This window comes from Nonomuraea sp. NPDC050202 (assembly GCF_040656115.1).
Classification (GTDB): domain Bacteria; phylum Actinomycetota; class Actinomycetes; order Streptosporangiales; family Streptosporangiaceae; genus Nonomuraea.
This window is the reverse complement of sequence record NZ_JBFALF010000001.1, coordinates 742,086-758,409: the sequence shown is the minus strand read 5'-3', so window position 1 is coordinate 758,409 and position 16,324 is coordinate 742,086. Positions and strand designations below refer to the sequence as shown.

Sequence of the window (16,324 nt, the reverse complement as noted above, 5' to 3'; positions counted from 1 at the left end):
TCCGGTTGATCCCCAACCGTCAATTACGATTCGGTCAGTCCCTCCTCCCGATGCTGCCGCAGCCGGCGGGTGATCCCCAGCGTCTCCAGGAACGGCAGGTCGTGGCTGGCCACGATGAGCGCGCCCCGGTAGGCCGACAGCGCCTGCGCGAGCTGGCGGACGCTGGCCATGTCCAGGTTGTTGGTCGGCTCGTCGAGCAGCAGGAGCTGCGGCGGCGGCTCGGCCGACAGCAGCGCGGCGAGCGTCGCGCGGAAGCGCTCCCCGCCGGAGAGCGTGCCGACGGCCTGGTTGGCCCGTTCCCCGCGGAACAGGAAGCGGGCCAGCCCCGCGCGTACGTCGTTCACCGAGGCGGACGGCGCCAGGGCCCGCACGTTGTCCACCACGCTCAACCCGTCGTCCAGCAGGTCGAGCCGCTGCGGCAGGTAGCGGACGGGCACCTGGGCGCCGTGCGCGACGATGCGCTTGAGCAGCGTGGTCTTGCCCGAGCCGTTGGGCCCGAGCAGCGCGATCCGTTCCGGCCCGCGCACGACCAGCGTCTCCAGCACCACCGCGGAGGAGTCCGCGTCCACCCGGCTCGGCGGCTCCAGCGGGAGCGTGAGCACCGTGCGGCCGGCGGGCACCTCGGTGCCCGGGAGCTGGATGCGGATCTCCGCGTCGTCGCGCACGGCCTGCTCGGCCTCGGTGAGCCGCTCGCGGGCCTCCGCCAGCTTCTCCAGGTGGAGGGTCCGCTGCTTGCCGGCCGTCACCTGGGCCTTGCCCTTGAGCGTGTTCGCGACGATCTTCGGCACCTTCTTGTTCTCGAACGCCTTCCTGCCGGTGCGCAGGCCGCGGTCGATCCTGGTCCTGGCCTCGATGAGCTCGCGCTGCTGCCGGCGCACCTCGCCCTCGGCGGTGCGCACCGAGCGCTCGGCCGCCTCCTGCTCGGCGGCGACCTGCTCCTCGTAGGCGCCGAGGTTGCCGCCGTACATGCGCACAGCCCCCTCGCGCAGCTCGGCGATCTGGTCCACCAGCTCCAGCAGCGCCCGGTCGTGGCTGACGACCAGGAGCACCCCCTGCCAGGCGGCGACGGCGGCGTAGAGCCGGCTCCGCGCGTCCAGGTCGAGGTTGTTGGTGGGCTCGTCGAGGAGCAGCGCGTCGGGCCGCTTCAGCAACTGCGCGGCCAGCGCGACCATGATGGTCTCGCCGCCGGACAGCGTGCCGACCGTGCGGTCGAGGCCGACGTGGCCGAGCCCGAGCCGGTCGAGCTCGGCCCGGGCGCGCTCCTCGACGTCCCAGTCGTCGCCGACGGCCGTGAAGTGCTCCTCGGCCACGTCGCCGCGCTCGATGGCGTGCAGCGCGGCCCGCGTCCGGCTGATCTCCAGCAGGTCCGACACGGTGCGCCAGGCGCCGAGCGGCACGTTCTGCGGCAGGTACCCGACCACGCCGGAGACGGACACGGACCCGGACCGCGGCGCCAGCTCACCCGAGATGATCTTGAGCAGGGTGGACTTGCCCGATCCGTTGACCCCGATGAGCCCGGTACGACCGGCGGGGAAGGCGGCGTCGAGCCGGTCGAGCACGGGGGTCCCGTCGGGCCAGGCGAAGGAGACGTGATCGACGACAATGGAATAAGGCATAAGGCGGCTCCCATCACAAAAATCGAAATTTCGTGACTTGGCGGGAAACACCGCATACACGCGCGACACACGGGAACTCGGAGTCGAAGTCCGCGGCAAGGGGCGAGGATGCCCTCGAGGTCCAGGTGATGCGCGCATGCCCATGACAGGGCCGAACGGCGCGGTGCCCGCGACCTCAGATCCTCACGTCAGCTGCCCCCACGGATCGGCGATAGAACGTCGGGAAGTCTACGCGAGCAATCGATCACGTGGCAAGGCGGCGGGCCCGGTGCGCCGCCACGTTCACCCTGTTGGCGCAGCCCGGCGAGCAGAACCGGCGCCGCCCGTTGCGGGAGGTGTCCACGTAGACGATCGCGCACCCCGGCCTGCCGCACCGCCCCAGCCGGTCGCCGCCGGCGAACGACAGGGCCATGGCGAGCCCGCCCGCGGTGGTGTCCCTCGACCTGGCCACGATGTCGGCGTCGACGGAGAAGAAGTGCAGGTGCGGCTCGCGGCCGTCGTGGGCGCTGACGTACGGCTTGGACGTGGTCAGGTCGAGCAGGTCGTTGACCAGCTTGATCTGCGTCTCCTGGTCCCGCTCCCCGAACACCGGCGCCAGCCTGGCCGCCCACGCCCGCAACTCCTCCGCCTGCCCGGCGGTCACGGTGGCGCGCACCATGCGGTGCTCGGTCAGCATCGCCTCGACCGCCCCGGGGCTGAAGTCGGTCGCGTTGACCAGTGCCGCCGCGAGGGCCGCCCCGTTGCCGCCGTAAGCGTTGAAATGCATAAGGCCATTACATCAGGTTGGAATCATGCACACCAGAGACCTGCACGACCCCCTCTCCATGACCGTCGTGTCCTCCCACCGCACCTCGGAGGGGGTGGTGTCGTACCTGAAGTGCTCCTGCGGCGTCTGGGAGGTGCGCACCGCACGGCTGGTCGGCGTCGCCACGCCGGGCGCGCGTTCGAAGATGACCATCGACTGAGACGGTGCCGTCGTCCTAGAGTCGGGCCTACACCCCCAGGAGGTCAGGCATGTCCAGCATTCCCTCCCTGTTGCGCGACCGCATCGCGGCGACCCCCGACGCCGAGGCCTACCGTGTGCCCTCGGACGACGGGTGGACCTCGTTGACCTGGCGGGAGGTGGGCGAGCGGGTACGCGGCCTGGCCCTGGCGCTGTCGGGCCTGGGCTCGGGGCCCGGCACCCGCGTGTCGATCCTGTGCTCCACCCGCCTCGAATGGATCGTCTGCGATCTGGCGGTGCTGGCGACGGGGGCGGCCACGACCACGATCTACCCGTCGAACACGGCCGCCGAGTCCGCCTTCGTCATCACCGACTCGGGCAGCACGATCGTCATCGCCGAGAACGACGAGCAGGTGACCAAGCTCAGGTCCGTCCAGAAGGAGCTCCCCGACGTCACCCACGTGATCGTCATCGACGGCTCGGCGAGCGACGACGGCTGGGTGATCACCCTCGACTCGCTGAGCGGCGGTGACGGCGACTACGACGCGATGGTGGACGCCATCGCCCAGGACGACCTGGCCACCCTGATCTACACCTCCGGCACCACCGGCCGCCCCAAGGGCGTCGAGCTGACCCACGACAACTGGCTCTACGCGGCCGGCGCGGTGCGCGAGATCGACCTGATCTCCCCGTCCGACCTGCACTTCCTGTGGCTGCCGCTGTCGCACTCGTTCGGCAAGCTGCTGGAGGTGGTGATGATCGACATCGGCGTGCCGACCGCGATCGACGGCCGCCTCGACAAGATCGCCGAGAACCTCGGCGCGGTGAAGCCGACCGTCATGGCCGCCGCGCCGCGCATCTTCGAGAAGATCCACAACACGGTCGTGGCGAACATGCAGCGCGAGGGCGGCCTCAAGCTGCGCATCTTCACCTGGGCGCGCAGGACGGGCCAGCGGGTCGTCGGGGCCAGGCAGCGCGGCGCCGCGATTCCGGTGACCACCCGCGCCGAGTACGCCCTGGCCGACCGCCTGGTCTTCGCCAAGCTGCGCGAGCGGTTCGGCGGCCGGATCCGCTTCTTCATCTCCGGCGCGGCCCCGCTCAACCAGGAGGTCGCCGAGTTCTTCGACGCGGCGGGCCTGACGATCCTCGAAGGGTACGGGCTGACGGAGTCGTCGGCGGGCAGCTTCCTCAACCGGCCCGAGTCGGTGCGGTTCGGCACGGTCGGCCTGCCGTTCCCCGGCACCGAGGTGCGCATCGCCGACGACGGCGAGATCCTCATCGGCGGGCGCGGCATCATGCGCGGCTACCACGGGCTGCCCGGGGAGACGGCCGAGGCGCTGGAGGACGGCTGGCTGCACACGGGCGACATCGGCGAGCTGGACGAGGCCGGCCGGCTGCGCATCACCGACCGCAAGAAGGAGCTGATCAAGACCTCGGGCGGCAAGTACGTCGCGCCCACGTACCTGGAGGGCCGGATCAAGGCGGCCTGCCCGTTCGTGTCGCACGTGTTCGTGCACGGCGACCGGCGCAACTACGTCACGGCGCTGGTCACGCTGGACATGGACGTGGTCAAGCCGTGGGCGCAGGCCGAGTCGCTGCCCGCCGAGCCCGAGGAGCTGCGCGAGCACCCGCGCATGCGCGCCGAGGTCGAGAAGGCGATCAAGCAGGTCAACGCGAGCGAGGCCAGCTACGCCACGGTCAAGAAGTTCGCGATCCTGGCCGAGGACTTCTCGGTGGAGACGGGCGAGCTGACGGCCAGCCTCAAGATCAAGCGCAAGGCGGTGGAGGAGCGGCACGGCGCGACGCTCGACTCCTTCTACGAGTGATCTCCCACCTGCCGGTGCGGCCGCGGCACTGCGACGCGCAGGCCATGATGCACGCGACCCGTTACTACGAGTACTTCGAGGACGCCTTCCTCGACTGGCTCGGCGCCAGGGGCGGCTACGAGCGGCTCCGCGAGGAGGGCGCGGACCTGGTGGTCAAGGTCAGCGGCTGCGAGCATCACGCGCCCGCGCGGCTCGGCGACGTGCTGGCGGTGGAGAGCGCGCCGGCCAGGATCGGCTCCACCTCGATCACGATGACGTTCACGATGCGGCGCGGGGAGGAACTGGTGGCGGTCGGCACGGTCACGTACGTGTGCGTCCGCGACGGCCGCCCCTCCCCGCTGCCGGGGATGCTCGTTCAGAGCACCCGCTTGGCCCCCGGCAGCGACCGCACCAGGTAGGCCAGCGACCAGCACAGCGGCAGCGCGAGCACCAGCATGGCCGCGAACTTCACGATCGCGATCGTCTCCAGCCAGCGCAGCGCCCAGCCCAGCCCGACCAGCACGACCGGGTGGATGATGTAGACGGTGAAGGCGTGCTCGGCGAGGAAGCGGCCACGCGGCCCCTGCGTGTTGTGCCGCTCCCTGAAGTACACCGTGAAGCCGATGATCATGCTGACCGCGAAGGCGGACTCCCAGGCGGCCATCAGCGCCGCCGACACCGCCCCCGTGGTGAGGAGCGCCGGCACCAGCAGCAAGGGGGTCGCCACACCTGCCGCGACGAAGCCCAGCCTCGCCGCCCGCGCGGGCAGCGTCTCGAACCAGCCGCGCCGGAAGGCGACGCAGCCGAGCACGAACATGGAGACGTACTGCGGCAGGAAGTACGGGGTCGGCAGCCCGATCACCGGCCACACGGTGGGGCTCGGCACCGGGATGCGCCACAGGAACGTGGCCACCGCCAGCCCCGCCGTGAACAGCACGATCCACTTCATGGCGAGCGGCGCGGGCCGCTGGTCGAGCGGCGCGCGCAGGGCCCGCCAGCCGGTGTAGGCCAGCACGAGGACGATCAGCACCTCGACGAACCACATGGGCCCCGGGTCCCACGTGCGCAGGTAGTACTCCCAGAACGGCATGTCACCCCGGCCGAGCACCCCGCCGAGGTCGGCCAGCGGCCGCAGCAGCAGGATGTAGACCAGCAGCGGGATGCCCAGCCGCACCAGCCGGTCGCGCACGAACACGCGGGCGCCCTTGCGGTCGTGGGAGCCGGGGGTGAAGAAGCCGGACAGGAGGAAGAAGAACCCCATGAAGAACGCCTGGTTCGTGACGACCAGGATGTCGAGCGCGATCCCCGAGGGGTCCTTGGCGGGCTCGACGTAGTACCACAGGGGGATGTTGCCGTAGGTGACCGCGACGTGATGGGCGACGACGAGCACGGTCAGTAAGATCCGCAGGTTGTCGATCGCGTAGAGCCTGGTGCTGGTCTCCGTCTTCATGCTCGGCATGCCCTTTCCATCAGATCGGCGAGTTCGGTGGCGTGCGCTTCGAGGTCGTGGCCGGGGTGGGTGATCCAGTAGGCGAACATGTGGTCGATGGCCGCCTGCTGGGTGACGGCCATGACGCGCAGGTCGAACTGCCGGAACTCCCCGGTCGACTGGCCCAGCCGGTAGATCAGCTCCAACCCCTGGTAGAGCTCCTCGTTGGTGTGCATCCCGAAGCGGTGGTTGCCGTCTGCGGTCCGGAGATTGCTGAAGATCTCGCCCAGGGCCCTGACCTGGGTGCGGTGGCCGAGCATGTGCTCGGCGACGGCCATGATGTGCGTCCTGAGCAGCTCGGTCGCCGCCGTGATGCCGTCCATCCTGGCGAACACGTGCTCGGCGATGGCCCCGTACGTGTGCTCGACGACCTGCTCCATCAGCTCGTCCTTGCCGGCGAAGTGGTAGGAGATGACGCCCTTGCTGATGCCGGCGTGCGCGGCGATCCGCGCCAGCGACGCCTGGGCGAACCCCACCTCGGCGATGACCTCGATGGCGGACGCGATGATCTGCGCCCGCCTGGCCTCCTCGATGAACGAGCGCTCCTTCTGGCCGCTCTTCCCAATTTCTGACCGCATGGCCAAAATCTAGCACGCACGGACGCCGTGTTGGCCAGTCGGTCAGATTTCAGGCCGGGCGGATCAGAAAGGGATCCGTACCAGGCGCCGCCGCCGAGGTCCTCGGGCGGCACCGTGAGGCAGGATCAGCTCAGCCGCCCGTGGTAGACGGCCCTGGCCTGCTGGAGCAGCGACATGTGGTCGCCGAACTGGTACGGGCTCGCCAGGCGGCCGTGCTGCCTGATCAGGTTCTCCAGCCCGTCCAGCCACTCCAGGCACCAGCGCACGTCCTCCTGCCTGGCGACCTGTTTGCCGGCCACGTCCACGTACACGGGGCTGGTCAGGGCGTAACCGGTGGCGGTGAGGGTGCGCGGGTGCGGGTCGCACAGGACCTCTGCCACCACGTACGTGGGCGCGTCCACGCGCAGCTCGGCCGTCACGGTGAGCCGGTCCTCGCCCCTGCCCCCGTGCGCGGCGCTGTGAACGGCACTGTGGACGGCGCTGTACCCGGCGTTGTGATCGGCGCTGTAACCAGCGCTGTAACCGGCGTTGTAACCGGCATCGCGGCGGGCGTCGTGGCCGTTGCGGTGGCCGGCGTGGTCGTCGGCGGGCAGCCGCTCGGCTCCCGCCCGCACGCCCTCCGCGGTGCGGATGCGCACGGCGGTCACCTCGGGGCCGATGGCGGTGGCGGTGACGCTGATGCGCTCCCCCTCCCCCGCGTGGAGCACGTGGCCGGGGCCGTGGCCGTTCACCGACAGCTCCAGCCAGGGGCCGGTGGTGGCGAACGTGCGGCCCGCGCGTACGGCCGCCGCGAACGACCGGGCGGTCAGCTCGCCCTCGACGCGCGCGTAGACGCGGGCCCAGCCGGGCGGGTTCGACTGGTTGTCGGAGCGGGTGAAGGAGATCATCGCGTCCGTGCCCGCCGTCACGGCCAGCCTGTTGCCCGCGCCGAGCAGCCGCCGGTAGACCGACGCCGTGGCCGGGATCGAGGCGTGGGTGAGCACGTCGAGGCTGTCCACGAGGCCGAGCGCGGCGTCGGCGACCAGCTCGCGGGCGGCGCAGTTGCGCGGCACCGGCGAGACGATGCCCTGGGGCGGGTCGCCGTCGGCGATGGGCGTGCGGAAGGGGTGGCTGTAGCCGACGAGCGCGCCGAGGCCGCGCAGCTCGCGCAGGCCGTCGGCGTTGGGCGGCCAGTCGGAGTCGCCGTCGAAGCCGGTGTGGTAGCGGCCGGGGGCGGCGCGGGGCGCGAAGGCGTAGATGTGGCCGAGCAGGTCGTTGCGGTACTCGACGCCCATCCTGGCCACGTGCGTGGCGTCGGACCACGGCAGGTCCCGGTCCGTCCAGTGCTCCAGCGCCTCCCTGTCGTACACGCGCCTGCCGGAGACGTTGCCCGCCAGCAGGTTGAGCACGTGCAGGTCCTCGCCGTGCTGGGCGGCGGCCGCGTCGGCGGGCACGGCCACCAGGTCGCCCGCCCAGTTGAGGTGCACGTGCAGGTCGCCGCCGTACCAGCCGCGGGCGGCGGCGTCGTACAGGCGCGCGGGGGTCAGCTCGACCAGGTGCTCGCCGCCGGGGCGCGGGACCAGCCGGGTCCTGGCCTCGTCGTGCTCCATGCCCCGGGCCGCCGTGACCGTCAGCTGCATGCAGGGCACCTCGAGGCGGAGGTCGTCGCCGTGGAAGTACGGGCGGCCGTGGTAGTCGTAGCGGTGCGGGACGTCGGGCGGGAACCAGCCGCTGCCGTCGCCGGCCACGACGCTCCACCGGCAGGGCACTCCGGCCACCAGGCGCAGCGTGGCCGACGGGATGGGCCGCAGCAGGGTGTCCAGGCGGACGCGCACGCCGTCGGCGATGACCATGCTGTCCTCGTCCACCTCGACCAGCCAGGCGCCGCGCGCAGGCAGCAGGCGCTGCGTCTCGTCCACGCTGACCAGGCAGGGCGCGTCCCGCCTGGAGTCGATGAGCAGCGAGATCCGCTCCTCGCCGCGGCCGGGGAGCGGCCCGGGCAGCGGCACCGCGGGGGGCGGCTCGTCCGCCGGGAGCGGCCCGGGCAGCGGCGCCGCGGTCGCGCCGTTGCCCGCCGCCCGCGCGCCGCCGGGCAGCGCCATGAACGGCTTGTCCCTGGCCCAGCGCCTGCCGTGCCGGTCCGCCGGGGGAGGCTCCGAGGGCAGCAGCACCGTGCGAGGTGCCCCTTCGAGCGCGATGTTGTCCGGCTCGATCCGCACGGCGACGAGGTGTCCCGGCAGCTCGCCGTCGAGGGTGTCGCGCAGCACGCGGTCGTAGTCGGGCTCGGCCAGCCGGGCGGCCACCTGGTCCCGCGGCTCGTCGGGATGGCTCTCGGCCACCGCTTCGAGGACGAGCTGCCAGAACCGGTCGAACAACGCGGGCGGCAGCACCCGGCGCCTGGCGAAGAACTTCACGTAATGGATCTCCGGTTCGCCCCAGGTGATCCCGTGCTCGCCCAGCAGACGCCCGTACTCCTCCAGCGCCTGCGTCACCCTGCCGGGCAGCATCGATTCCGCACCCATATGAGCCCTCCCCACTCGGTTGCGCGACATCGTGACATGCATCACGCAACCGCTCGGTTCGGCCGCCTCCCCGGAGAGGGGGTTTTCTCAACCCCGGAGGATGTATCTCCACCCGGGGAGTACCGATGCCGCTCCGGATCCGGGCCCGGCAGGGCCCGAACCCGGGTCAAAGCCGCTTGAACACGGACAGAATTTTTTCTGCCGCGAGGGCCGGCGTCAGCTCTCCCGACAGCACCTCGCGCTCGACCTCACCGGTGACCGCCGCCACCTCCGGGTCGCCGCGCAGCTCCGCCAGGAGCCGGTCCTGGACGAGCGTCCACGTCCAGCGCACCTGCTGGCGGCGGCGCCTGGCCGGCAGGTCGATCGTGTCCTGGTGGGACAGCACGCGCCGCCACAGCTCGTCCAGCCCGGCGCCGCTGAGCCCGCTGCAGGTCAGCACGGGAGGCGGGGCGGTATCGGAGCGGAGCAGGCGCAGCGCGCCCGACAGCTCGCGGGCGGCCTTCCTGGCCGGCAGCTCGTACTCGCCGTCGGCCTTGTTGACGGCGATGACGTCGGCGAGCTCCAGCACGCCCTTCTTGATCCCCTGGAGCTGGTCGCCGGTGCGGGCCAGGGTGAGCAGCAGGAACGTGTCCACCATGTCGGCCACCGCGGTCTCCGACTGCCCCACGCCCACGGTCTCCACCAGCACGACGTCGAAGCCGGCCGCCTCCACCACGACCATGGCCTCCCTGGTGGCCTTGGTGACGCCGCCGAGCGTGCCGGAGGTCGGCGAGGGGCGGATGAACGCGGCCGGGTCCGCCGCCAGCCTGGACATGCGGGTCTTGTCACCGAGGATGCTGCCGCCGGTCCTGGTCGAGGACGGGTCCACGGCCAGCACGGCCACCCGGTGCCCCGCGGCCGTCAGCCGCGTGCCGAGCGCGTCGATGAACGTGGACTTCCCCACCCCGGGCACGCCCGAGATGCCGACCCTGCGGGCCCGTCCGGACAGCGGGGTGAGCTCGACCAGGAGCCGCTGCGCGAGCGCGTTGTGGTCGGGCCTGGTCGACTCGACCAGCGTGATCGCGCGGGCGATCCAGGTACGGGAGCCCGCCCGCACACCCCGGGCGTAGTCCTCCAGCGAGTGCACCCCACTTACCCCTTTCTTCGCAGTTGATCAGCCTAACTTCTGACAAGTCTTGACTTTTGCCAGTAGGGTGCTCGATGTTCTTGTCTCAGCCGTCACAGGAGTCACTCCCCTCATGCCCAACGTCGAACCCCTGCGCGAGGGCGACCCGGCAGCGGTGGGGCCCTACCGGCTGGTCGGGCGGCTCGGCGCGGGCGGCCACGGTGTCGTCTACCTCGGCCAGGCACGCAACGGAACCCCGGTCGCCGTCAAGGTGCTGCGCGAGGGGCTGGCCGTGGGCGAACGCCTGGTCAAGGACATCGCCGCCGCACGCAACGTCGAGCCGTTCTGCCTCGCGCAGGTGCTCGACGCCTCGACCAGCGGCAGGCCGTACATCGTGTCCGAGTACGTGGACGGGCCCTCGCTGCAGCAGGCGGGCCGGCTCGGCGGGACGGAGCTGCAGCGGCTCGCCGTGGCGACCGCGACCGCGCTCGACGCGATCCACCAGGCGGGCGTCGTCCACGGCGACCTCACGCCGGCCAACGTCCTGCTCGGGCCCGACGGGGCCCGGGTGGTCGACTTCGGCATCGCGGCGGCGCTGAGCTCGGGCATGAAGGCGACCAGCAACATCGTGGGCACGCCCGCCTACATGGCGCCCGAGCAGCTCGCCGGGCGGCCCGTGGGGGCCGCGGCGGACGTGTTCTCGTGGGCGTCCGTGCTCGTGTTCGCGGCGACGGGCGTGCCGCCGTTCGGGGACGACTCGCTGCCCGCGGTGATCAACCGCATCCTGCGCGAGGAGCCGGTGCTCGGGGAGCTGGGACGGCCGCTGCGCGAGGTCGTGACGGCCTGCCTGGCCAAGGACCCGGCGGCCCGGCCGTCGATGCGCGACGTCCTGCTCCGCCTGACCGCCCCGTCCCGGCAGACCGCCACGCCGTACGCGGCCCCGGCCCCCGAGCCGTCCCGCCTCCCCGAGCCGCCCGTGCCACCGGACCCGCGCGACGCCTGGCAGGACACCGTCGACCATCCCGCGGTCCGGCCCCAGGCCGCCGACCCGCGGGACCTCCCGCGCAGGCGCGGCCCCGCCCAGGCGCCCGCCCAGGCGCCCGACCAGACGCACCCGCACGGCCAGGGCCAAGCACCTGAGCAGCCCCGCACGCGTGACCAGGCGCACGGGCTCGGCCCGGCCCGGCCCCACGACCGGGCACAGGCGCCCGGCCAGGCCCAGCCCCACGACCAGGCGTACACGCGTCACGCGGCCGCCCACGAGGGGCCCGGCCCGGCGACCTCGCCGCTGCAGGCGCTGTTCGACCTCTCCTCGCCGGTCGGGCAGCCGCCCGCCGCCGGGGCGCCGGCCTCCCACCCGTCCCAGGCGCAGGAGCCGCCCGGCGGCGCGGCGGCGTCCCAGACCGCGTCCCAGGCCGCGTCCCAGACCACGGCGTCCCAGACCACGGCGTCCCAGGCCACGGCGTCGTCCGGAGCCCCGGGCGCCGCCGGCCGGCGGGTGCCGCTCGGCGCTCCGGTGGCGTTCGACGACCCGGCGACGGCGCAGTATCCGCCCGCGGGGCCCGCGGGCGAGCCGCACGGGGACGAGCCGCACGGGGGCGGGGCGCCGGCGCCGCGGCCCAAGCGGCCCAGGGGGCGCCGGGTCAAGAAGGTGATCATCGCGGGTGTCTCCGCCGTGTCCGTGTGCGCGCTGGGCGCCGCCATCGTCTGGCTCACCCCCACCACCCCCACTCCCAAGGCCAAGAACGTCGCCGTGGCCAGCGGCGCCCCCACCACGTCCGCCGCCACCTCCACCCCGGCCCCCAGGCGCACCCGTACGACCAGGCCGACCCCGCAGACGGACGGCACCCCCAGCACGGTCCCGACCGACGGCCAGGGCGTCTCCGGCACCCCGACGGCCACCGCGGACCGGCTCAGGGTGATGTACGTCCGCCCCGGCGGCACCCTGGCCGGCGAGTGCTGGGCGGGCGGCGAGGTGACGCTCCAGGCGCTGGTACGCCGCACGGGCGCCCCGGTGACGTTCACCTACACCTGGCTCATCGACGGCGCCGCCGCGGGCCGCTCGACGGCGACCATCACCGAGAACGGCCAGCGTTACCTGACCGCGCCGCGCACCCTCACCAGCACCGGCGGCACCCACACCGTCACGTTGCGCATCACCGCTCCCGTCACCGCCAAGCGGACGATCTCCGTCACGATGTGCGACGAGGGAGCGGCCTACTGACGTGACGGGCTGCGGAGCGGCGCTCTCACCGGCGGCCGCGAAGCTGCTCCAGCAGGTCCAGGGCGGCGTCCGCGATCACCGTCCCCGGAGGGAAGATCGCGGCGGCGCCCGCGGCCCGCAGCTCGTCGTGATCGCCGGGCGGGATGACGCCGCCCACCACGATCATGATGTCGGCGGCGTCCAGCTCGGCCAGGGCCGCGCGCAGGGCGGGCACCAGCGTGAGGTGCCCGGCGGCCAGCGACGAGACGCCCACGATGTGCACGTCGGCCTCGACCGCCTGCCTGGCGACCTCCTCGGGCGTCTGGAACAGCGGGCCGACGTCCACGTCGAACCCCAGGTCGGCGAAGGCGGTCGCGATCACCTTCTGGCCGCGGTCGTGACCGTCCTGCCCCATCTTGGCCACCAGGATGCGCGGCCGGCGGCCCTCGGCCCGCTCGAAGTCGGCGCAGGCGGCGCGGACCCGTTCGATGTTGCCGGCTGATCCGGACTCGTCCCGGTACACGCCAGTGATCGTACGCACCTGCTCGGCGTGCCGGCCGAACACCCGTTCCAGCGCGTCGGAGATCTCCCCGACCGTGGCCTTGGCGCGGGCGGCGTCCACGGCCAGCTTGAGCAGGTTGTGCTCCAGGCCCGGGGCGGGATGGCCGGCGGCCTTGGTGAGCGCGTCGAGGGCGTGCCGCACGGCGTCGGGGTCGCGCTCGGCGCGCAGGCGGGCGAGCTTGTCGAGCTGCTGGGCGCGTACGGCGCTGTTGTCGACCTTGAGCACCTCGATGTCCTCGTCGGCGCTCGCGCGGTACTTGTTCACGCCGATCACCGGCTGGCGGCCGGAGTCGATGCGGGCCTGCGTGCGCGCGGCGGCCTCCTCGATGCGCAGCTTGGGCAGCCCCGCCTCGATGGCCTTGGCCATGCCGCCGGCCGCCTCGACCTCCTGGATGTGGTCCCAGGCGCGCTCGGCCAGGTCGTGGGTGAGCCGCTCGACGTAGTACGAGCCGCCCCACGGGTCGATCACCTGCGTGGTGCCCGACTCCTGTTGCAGGAGGAGCTGGGTGTTGCGGGCGATGCGCGCGGAGAAGTCGGTGGGCAGGGCGAGCGCCTCGTCCAGGGCGTTGGTGTGCAGCGACTGGGTGTGGCCCTGGGTCGCGGCCATGGCCTCGACGCAGGTGCGGGCGACGTTGTTGAACACGTCCTGCGCGGTCAGCGACCAGCCGGAGGTCTGGCTGTGCGTACGCAGGCTCAGCGACCTGGGGTTCCTGGCACCGAACCCGGAGACGAGCTTGGCCCACAGCAGCCGGGCGGCGCGGAGCTTGGCGACCTCCATGAAGAAGTTCATGCCGATGCACCAGAAGAACGACAGGCGCGGCGCGAACCGGTCGACGTCCATGCCGGCCGCGACCCCGGCCCGCAGGTATTCGACCCCGTCGGCGAGCGTGTAGGCCAGCTCCAGGTCGCAGGTCGCCCCGGCTTCCTGGATGTGGTAGCCGGAAATGCTGATGGAGTTGAACTTCGGCATCTTCTCGCTGGTGTACGCGAAGATGTCCGAGATGATGCGCATCGACGGCGCCGGCGGGTAGATGTAGGTGTTGCGGACCATGAACTCCTTGAGGATGTCGTTCTGGATGGTCCCGGCGAGCTGCTCCGGCGCGACACCCTGCTCCTCGGCCGCCACGATGTACATCGCGAGGACCGGCAGCACGGCCCCGTTCATGGTCATGGACACCGACATGCGGTCGAGCGGGATGCCGTCGAAGAGCTGCCGCATGTCGTAGATCGAGTCGATCGCCACCCCCGCCATGCCCACGTCGCCGGCCACGCGCGGGTGGTCGGAGTCGTAGCCCCGGTGCGTGGCCAGGTCGAACGCCACCGACAGGCCCTTCTGCCCGGCGGCCAGGTTGCGCCGGTAGAAGGCGTTGGAGTCCTCGGCCGTGGAGAATCCCGCGTACTGGCGGACGGTCCAGGGCTGGTTGACGTACATGGTGGGGTACGGGCCCCGCAGGTAGGGCGCGGCGCCGGGGTAGGTGCGCAGGAAGTCGAGGCCCCGCAGGTCGGCGGCGGTGTAGAGGGGCTTGACCGCGATGCCTTCTGGCGTCTGCCACGGCTCGCCCTGCGGCTGCGGGCCCTGCGCCGCCCGCTCCGGCAGGGGGTCCAGCGGGATGCCGGAGAAGTCCGGGATCATCGGGTCACCTCCAGGTCGTCGAACGTCTCGCGGAGCACGGCCAGCGCGTCGCAACCGGCGTGCAGGTTGCCGTCCACGCCCTCGTAGCGTCCCTTCCCCGCCAGCCAGACCTTTCTCGCGCCCGCCCTGCGCAGGGCCGTGGCCACGGCGGTGGCGTGCTGGGCGTACAGCTTGTCGCTGGAGCACAGGCAGGCGACGGTGGCGCCGCTGACGGCGAACGCGGTCGCGATCTGCTCGGGGTCCGTGCCGGGGCCGGCCGTCTCGGTGGCCAGGCCGCCCGCCTGGAACAGGTTCGCGGCGAAGGTGGCCCTGGCCGTGTGGTCGGCGAGGGGGCCGATCGTGGCCAGGAACACCGTGGGGCGCTCGGGCCGCGCGTCGGCAAGGTCGCGCAGCCGCTCGAACGGCTCCGCGTACCGCACCTTCGGCAGCTCACCGCCGGGCGACCCATCTGCCCCGGCCGTTCCGCCGGCCTGGGACGGGCCGCCCTCGCGCCGGCGCACGGGCTTCTCGCCGACGTCGGGGTACTCGCTCACCCCCGTGATCGGGAGGCGGCGGTGGGCGATGTCGTCGTCGCGGCGGGCGCGCGTGGCGGCGATCCGCTCGGACACCGGCCCGGCGGCCGCCACGATCCCGCCGGCCGCCTCGATCTCCTGGAAGAAGGCCCACGCGGCCTCCGCGAGGTCGGCGGTGCGGCGCTCGACGTACCAGGAGCCGCCCGCCGGGTCGATCACCCGGCCGAGCCCCGACTCCTCCAGCAGCAGCGACTGCGTGTTGCGGGCGATGCGGCGGGAGAAGGTGTCCGGCAGCCCGAGGCACGCGTCGAACGGCTGCACGGTGACCGCCTCCGCCCCGCCCACCCCGGCGGCGAAGCAGGCGACGGTGGTGCGCAGCATGTTCACCCACGGGTCGCGGGAGGTCATCATGGCCGAGCTGGTGACGGCGTGCTGCCGCTGGCCCCCCGCCTCGGGAGCGCCGCAGACCTCGGCGACCCTGGCCCACAGGCGGCGCGCGGCCCGCAGCTTGGCGATGGTGGCGAACTGGTCGGCGGTGGCGGCGTACCGGAACTCGAGCTGCCCCAGCGCCTGCGCCACGGACAGCCCGCCGCCGGTCAGCGCCCGCAGCTCGGCGACGCCCCTGGCGATCGAGCAGGCCAGCTCCTCCGCGTCGCTGCCGCCCGCGTCGTGGTACGGCGTCGCGTCCACCGTGACGGCCCGCAACCCCGGATGGTCGGCGGCGCAGCGCAGCGCCAGCTCGACCCCGTCGGCCCCGAGCACCGCGGAGGCGCCCAGGTTGCCGCTCAGCACGCTCCCGCCCCCGGCGGGATCACCCCGTCCGCCCGGCGCGGCCCCGCGGGCGGCGGGATCACCCGGCGCGGCCCCGCCGACGGCGGGATCGCCAGGTGCGGCCCCGCGGGCGGCGGCCAGGCTGAACAGGGCCTCGGCCGCCTCGCGGGTCCGCTCGCCCGCCTGCAGCACGATCGGCGCCAGGTCGAGGTAGACGTCCTTCAGCACCGCGCCCAGTTCGCCCACCGGGATGGCGCCGTCGCCGACCACCAGCCACAGCGACGTGACGCCGTTCTCCAGGTCGGCCAGTACGGCCTCCGGGTCGGCCACCGCGTGCCGCTGCCGCACGTCCCAGCCCGCGACGGCACGGGCGCCACGCACGTAGGGGGCGGCGCCGGGCGAACCGGGGTCGCCCGGCAGGTCGTCCGCGTCGTACAGCGGCGCGACCGTCACCCCGTCATAGGTCCGTCTCGACAGCGCCTCCTCGGGCGAGCCGGCCTCGACCCCGGACTTGCGCAGGACCTCCGCCGCCAGCGCGCGCCAGTCGTCTCGTGAGATGGACGCGAACCCCGCTGCCAGTTCCATGTTTCGGATAGTAGGCGGAACG

12 protein-coding genes are annotated in these 16,324 nt (G+C 72.8%); 4 read left to right on the top strand and 8 right to left on the bottom strand.

What is annotated here, in order from left to right; all coding sequences use genetic code 11:
• Nucleotides 1-23 precede the first annotated feature (23 nt).
• Nucleotides 24-1,616 carry an ABC-F family ATP-binding cassette domain-containing protein gene (locus AB0I79_RS03720; protein WP_357866403.1) on the bottom strand — a complete coding sequence of 531 codons (1,593 nt, stop codon included), beginning with the start codon at nucleotides 1,614-1,616 and terminating at the stop codon, nucleotides 24-26.
• 244 nt (nucleotides 1,617-1,860) lie between these two features.
• Nucleotides 1,861-2,382, bottom strand: coding sequence for a CGNR zinc finger domain-containing protein (locus AB0I79_RS03715; protein ID WP_357866402.1), 522 nt, complete (start codon nucleotides 2,380-2,382; stop codon nucleotides 1,861-1,863).
• A gap of 25 nt (nucleotides 2,383-2,407) precedes the next feature.
• Between AB0I79_RS03715 and AB0I79_RS03710 the strand changes: the two genes are divergently transcribed.
• From AB0I79_RS03710 to AB0I79_RS03700, 3 genes are read left to right on the top strand one after another with little or no spacing between them, the layout of a single operon-like run.
• Nucleotides 2,408-2,581, top strand: a complete 174-nt coding sequence (locus tag AB0I79_RS03710) for a hypothetical protein (protein ID WP_357866400.1) — start codon at nucleotides 2,408-2,410, stop codon at nucleotides 2,579-2,581.
• 49 nt (nucleotides 2,582-2,630) lie between these two features.
• Nucleotides 2,631-4,385: a long-chain fatty acid--CoA ligase gene (locus AB0I79_RS03705; RefSeq protein ID WP_357866399.1), complete on the top strand. Its 1,755-nt coding sequence runs from the start codon at nucleotides 2,631-2,633 to the stop codon at nucleotides 4,383-4,385.
• A complete protein-coding gene (locus tag AB0I79_RS03700; protein WP_357866398.1) occupies nucleotides 4,382-4,783 on the top strand; it encodes a thioesterase family protein in 402 nt (133 codons plus the stop codon). Before AB0I79_RS03705 ends, AB0I79_RS03700 begins: the two co-directional genes overlap by 4 nt.
• On the opposite strand, the gene AB0I79_RS03695 is transcribed toward AB0I79_RS03700, so the two are convergent.
• The 4 genes from AB0I79_RS03695 to meaB all read right to left on the bottom strand — a co-directional run bounded on the left by AB0I79_RS03695 (nucleotide 4,741) and on the right by meaB (nucleotide 10,058).
• The gene (locus AB0I79_RS03695) at nucleotides 4,741-5,823 is read right to left on the bottom strand and encodes an acyltransferase (protein WP_357866396.1); all 1,083 of its coding nucleotides are present in this window, start codon (nucleotides 5,821-5,823) and stop codon (nucleotides 4,741-4,743) included. The genes AB0I79_RS03700 and AB0I79_RS03695 overlap by 43 nt on opposite strands.
• Nucleotides 5,811-6,431 carry a TetR/AcrR family transcriptional regulator gene (locus tag AB0I79_RS03690; protein ID WP_357866395.1) on the bottom strand — a complete coding sequence of 207 codons (621 nt, stop codon included), beginning with the start codon at nucleotides 6,429-6,431 and terminating at the stop codon, nucleotides 5,811-5,813. The genes AB0I79_RS03695 and AB0I79_RS03690 overlap by 13 nt, the downstream gene beginning before the upstream one ends.
• A gap of 125 nt (nucleotides 6,432-6,556) precedes the next feature.
• On the bottom strand, nucleotides 6,557-8,932 hold the full coding sequence (locus AB0I79_RS03685; RefSeq protein ID WP_357866393.1) for a CehA/McbA family metallohydrolase: 2,376 nt from the start codon (nucleotides 8,930-8,932) through the stop codon (nucleotides 6,557-6,559).
• 166 nt (nucleotides 8,933-9,098) lie between these two features.
• Nucleotides 9,099-10,058 carry a methylmalonyl Co-A mutase-associated GTPase MeaB gene (gene meaB, locus AB0I79_RS03680; protein ID WP_357866391.1) on the bottom strand — a complete coding sequence of 320 codons (960 nt, stop codon included), beginning with the start codon at nucleotides 10,056-10,058 and terminating at the stop codon, nucleotides 9,099-9,101.
• Nucleotides 10,059-10,170: 112 nt separating this feature from the next.
• Between meaB and AB0I79_RS03675 the strand changes: the two genes are divergently transcribed.
• Nucleotides 10,171-12,261 carry a protein kinase gene (locus AB0I79_RS03675; protein ID WP_357866389.1) on the top strand — a complete coding sequence of 697 codons (2,091 nt, stop codon included), beginning with the start codon at nucleotides 10,171-10,173 and terminating at the stop codon, nucleotides 12,259-12,261.
• Between the two features lie 25 nt (nucleotides 12,262-12,286).
• Here the strand turns inward: AB0I79_RS03675 and scpA are convergent, their stop codons facing one another.
• Entirely contained in the window at nucleotides 12,287-14,434 is a 2,148-nt protein-coding gene (scpA, locus tag AB0I79_RS03670) for a methylmalonyl-CoA mutase (protein WP_357866388.1), read from the bottom strand.
• Nucleotides 14,431-16,302 carry a methylmalonyl-CoA mutase family protein gene (locus AB0I79_RS03665; RefSeq protein WP_357866386.1) on the bottom strand — a complete coding sequence of 624 codons (1,872 nt, stop codon included), beginning with the start codon at nucleotides 16,300-16,302 and terminating at the stop codon, nucleotides 14,431-14,433. Before AB0I79_RS03665 ends, scpA begins: the two co-directional genes overlap by 4 nt.
• Nucleotides 16,303-16,324 lie beyond the last annotated feature (22 nt).

Excerpts from the sequence above, each read along its gene's own strand:
- AB0I79_RS03710 (WP_357866400.1), top strand. The coding sequence starts at position 2,408 with ATGCACACCAGAGACCTGCACGACCCCCTCTCCATGACCGTCGTGTCC.
- AB0I79_RS03690 (WP_357866395.1), bottom strand. The coding sequence starts at position 6,431 with ATGCGGTCAGAAATTGGGAAGAGCGGCCAGAAGGAGCGCTCGTTCATC.
- scpA (WP_357866388.1), bottom strand. The coding sequence starts at position 14,434 with ATGATCCCGGACTTCTCCGGCATCCCGCTGGACCCCCTGCCGGAGCGG.
- AB0I79_RS03720 (WP_357866403.1), bottom strand. The coding sequence starts at position 1,616 with ATGCCTTATTCCATTGTCGTCGATCACGTCTCCTTCGCCTGGCCCGAC.
- AB0I79_RS03685 (WP_357866393.1), bottom strand. The coding sequence starts at position 8,932 with ATGGGTGCGGAATCGATGCTGCCCGGCAGGGTGACGCAGGCGCTGGAG.
- AB0I79_RS03665 (WP_357866386.1), bottom strand. The coding sequence starts at position 16,302 with ATGGAACTGGCAGCGGGGTTCGCGTCCATCTCACGAGACGACTGGCGC.
- AB0I79_RS03675 (WP_357866389.1), top strand. The coding sequence starts at position 10,171 with ATGCCCAACGTCGAACCCCTGCGCGAGGGCGACCCGGCAGCGGTGGGG.
- AB0I79_RS03695 (WP_357866396.1), bottom strand. The coding sequence starts at position 5,823 with ATGCCGAGCATGAAGACGGAGACCAGCACCAGGCTCTACGCGATCGAC.
- AB0I79_RS03705 (WP_357866399.1), top strand. The coding sequence starts at position 2,631 with ATGTCCAGCATTCCCTCCCTGTTGCGCGACCGCATCGCGGCGACCCCC.
- AB0I79_RS03715 (WP_357866402.1), bottom strand. The coding sequence starts at position 2,382 with ATGCATTTCAACGCTTACGGCGGCAACGGGGCGGCCCTCGCGGCGGCA.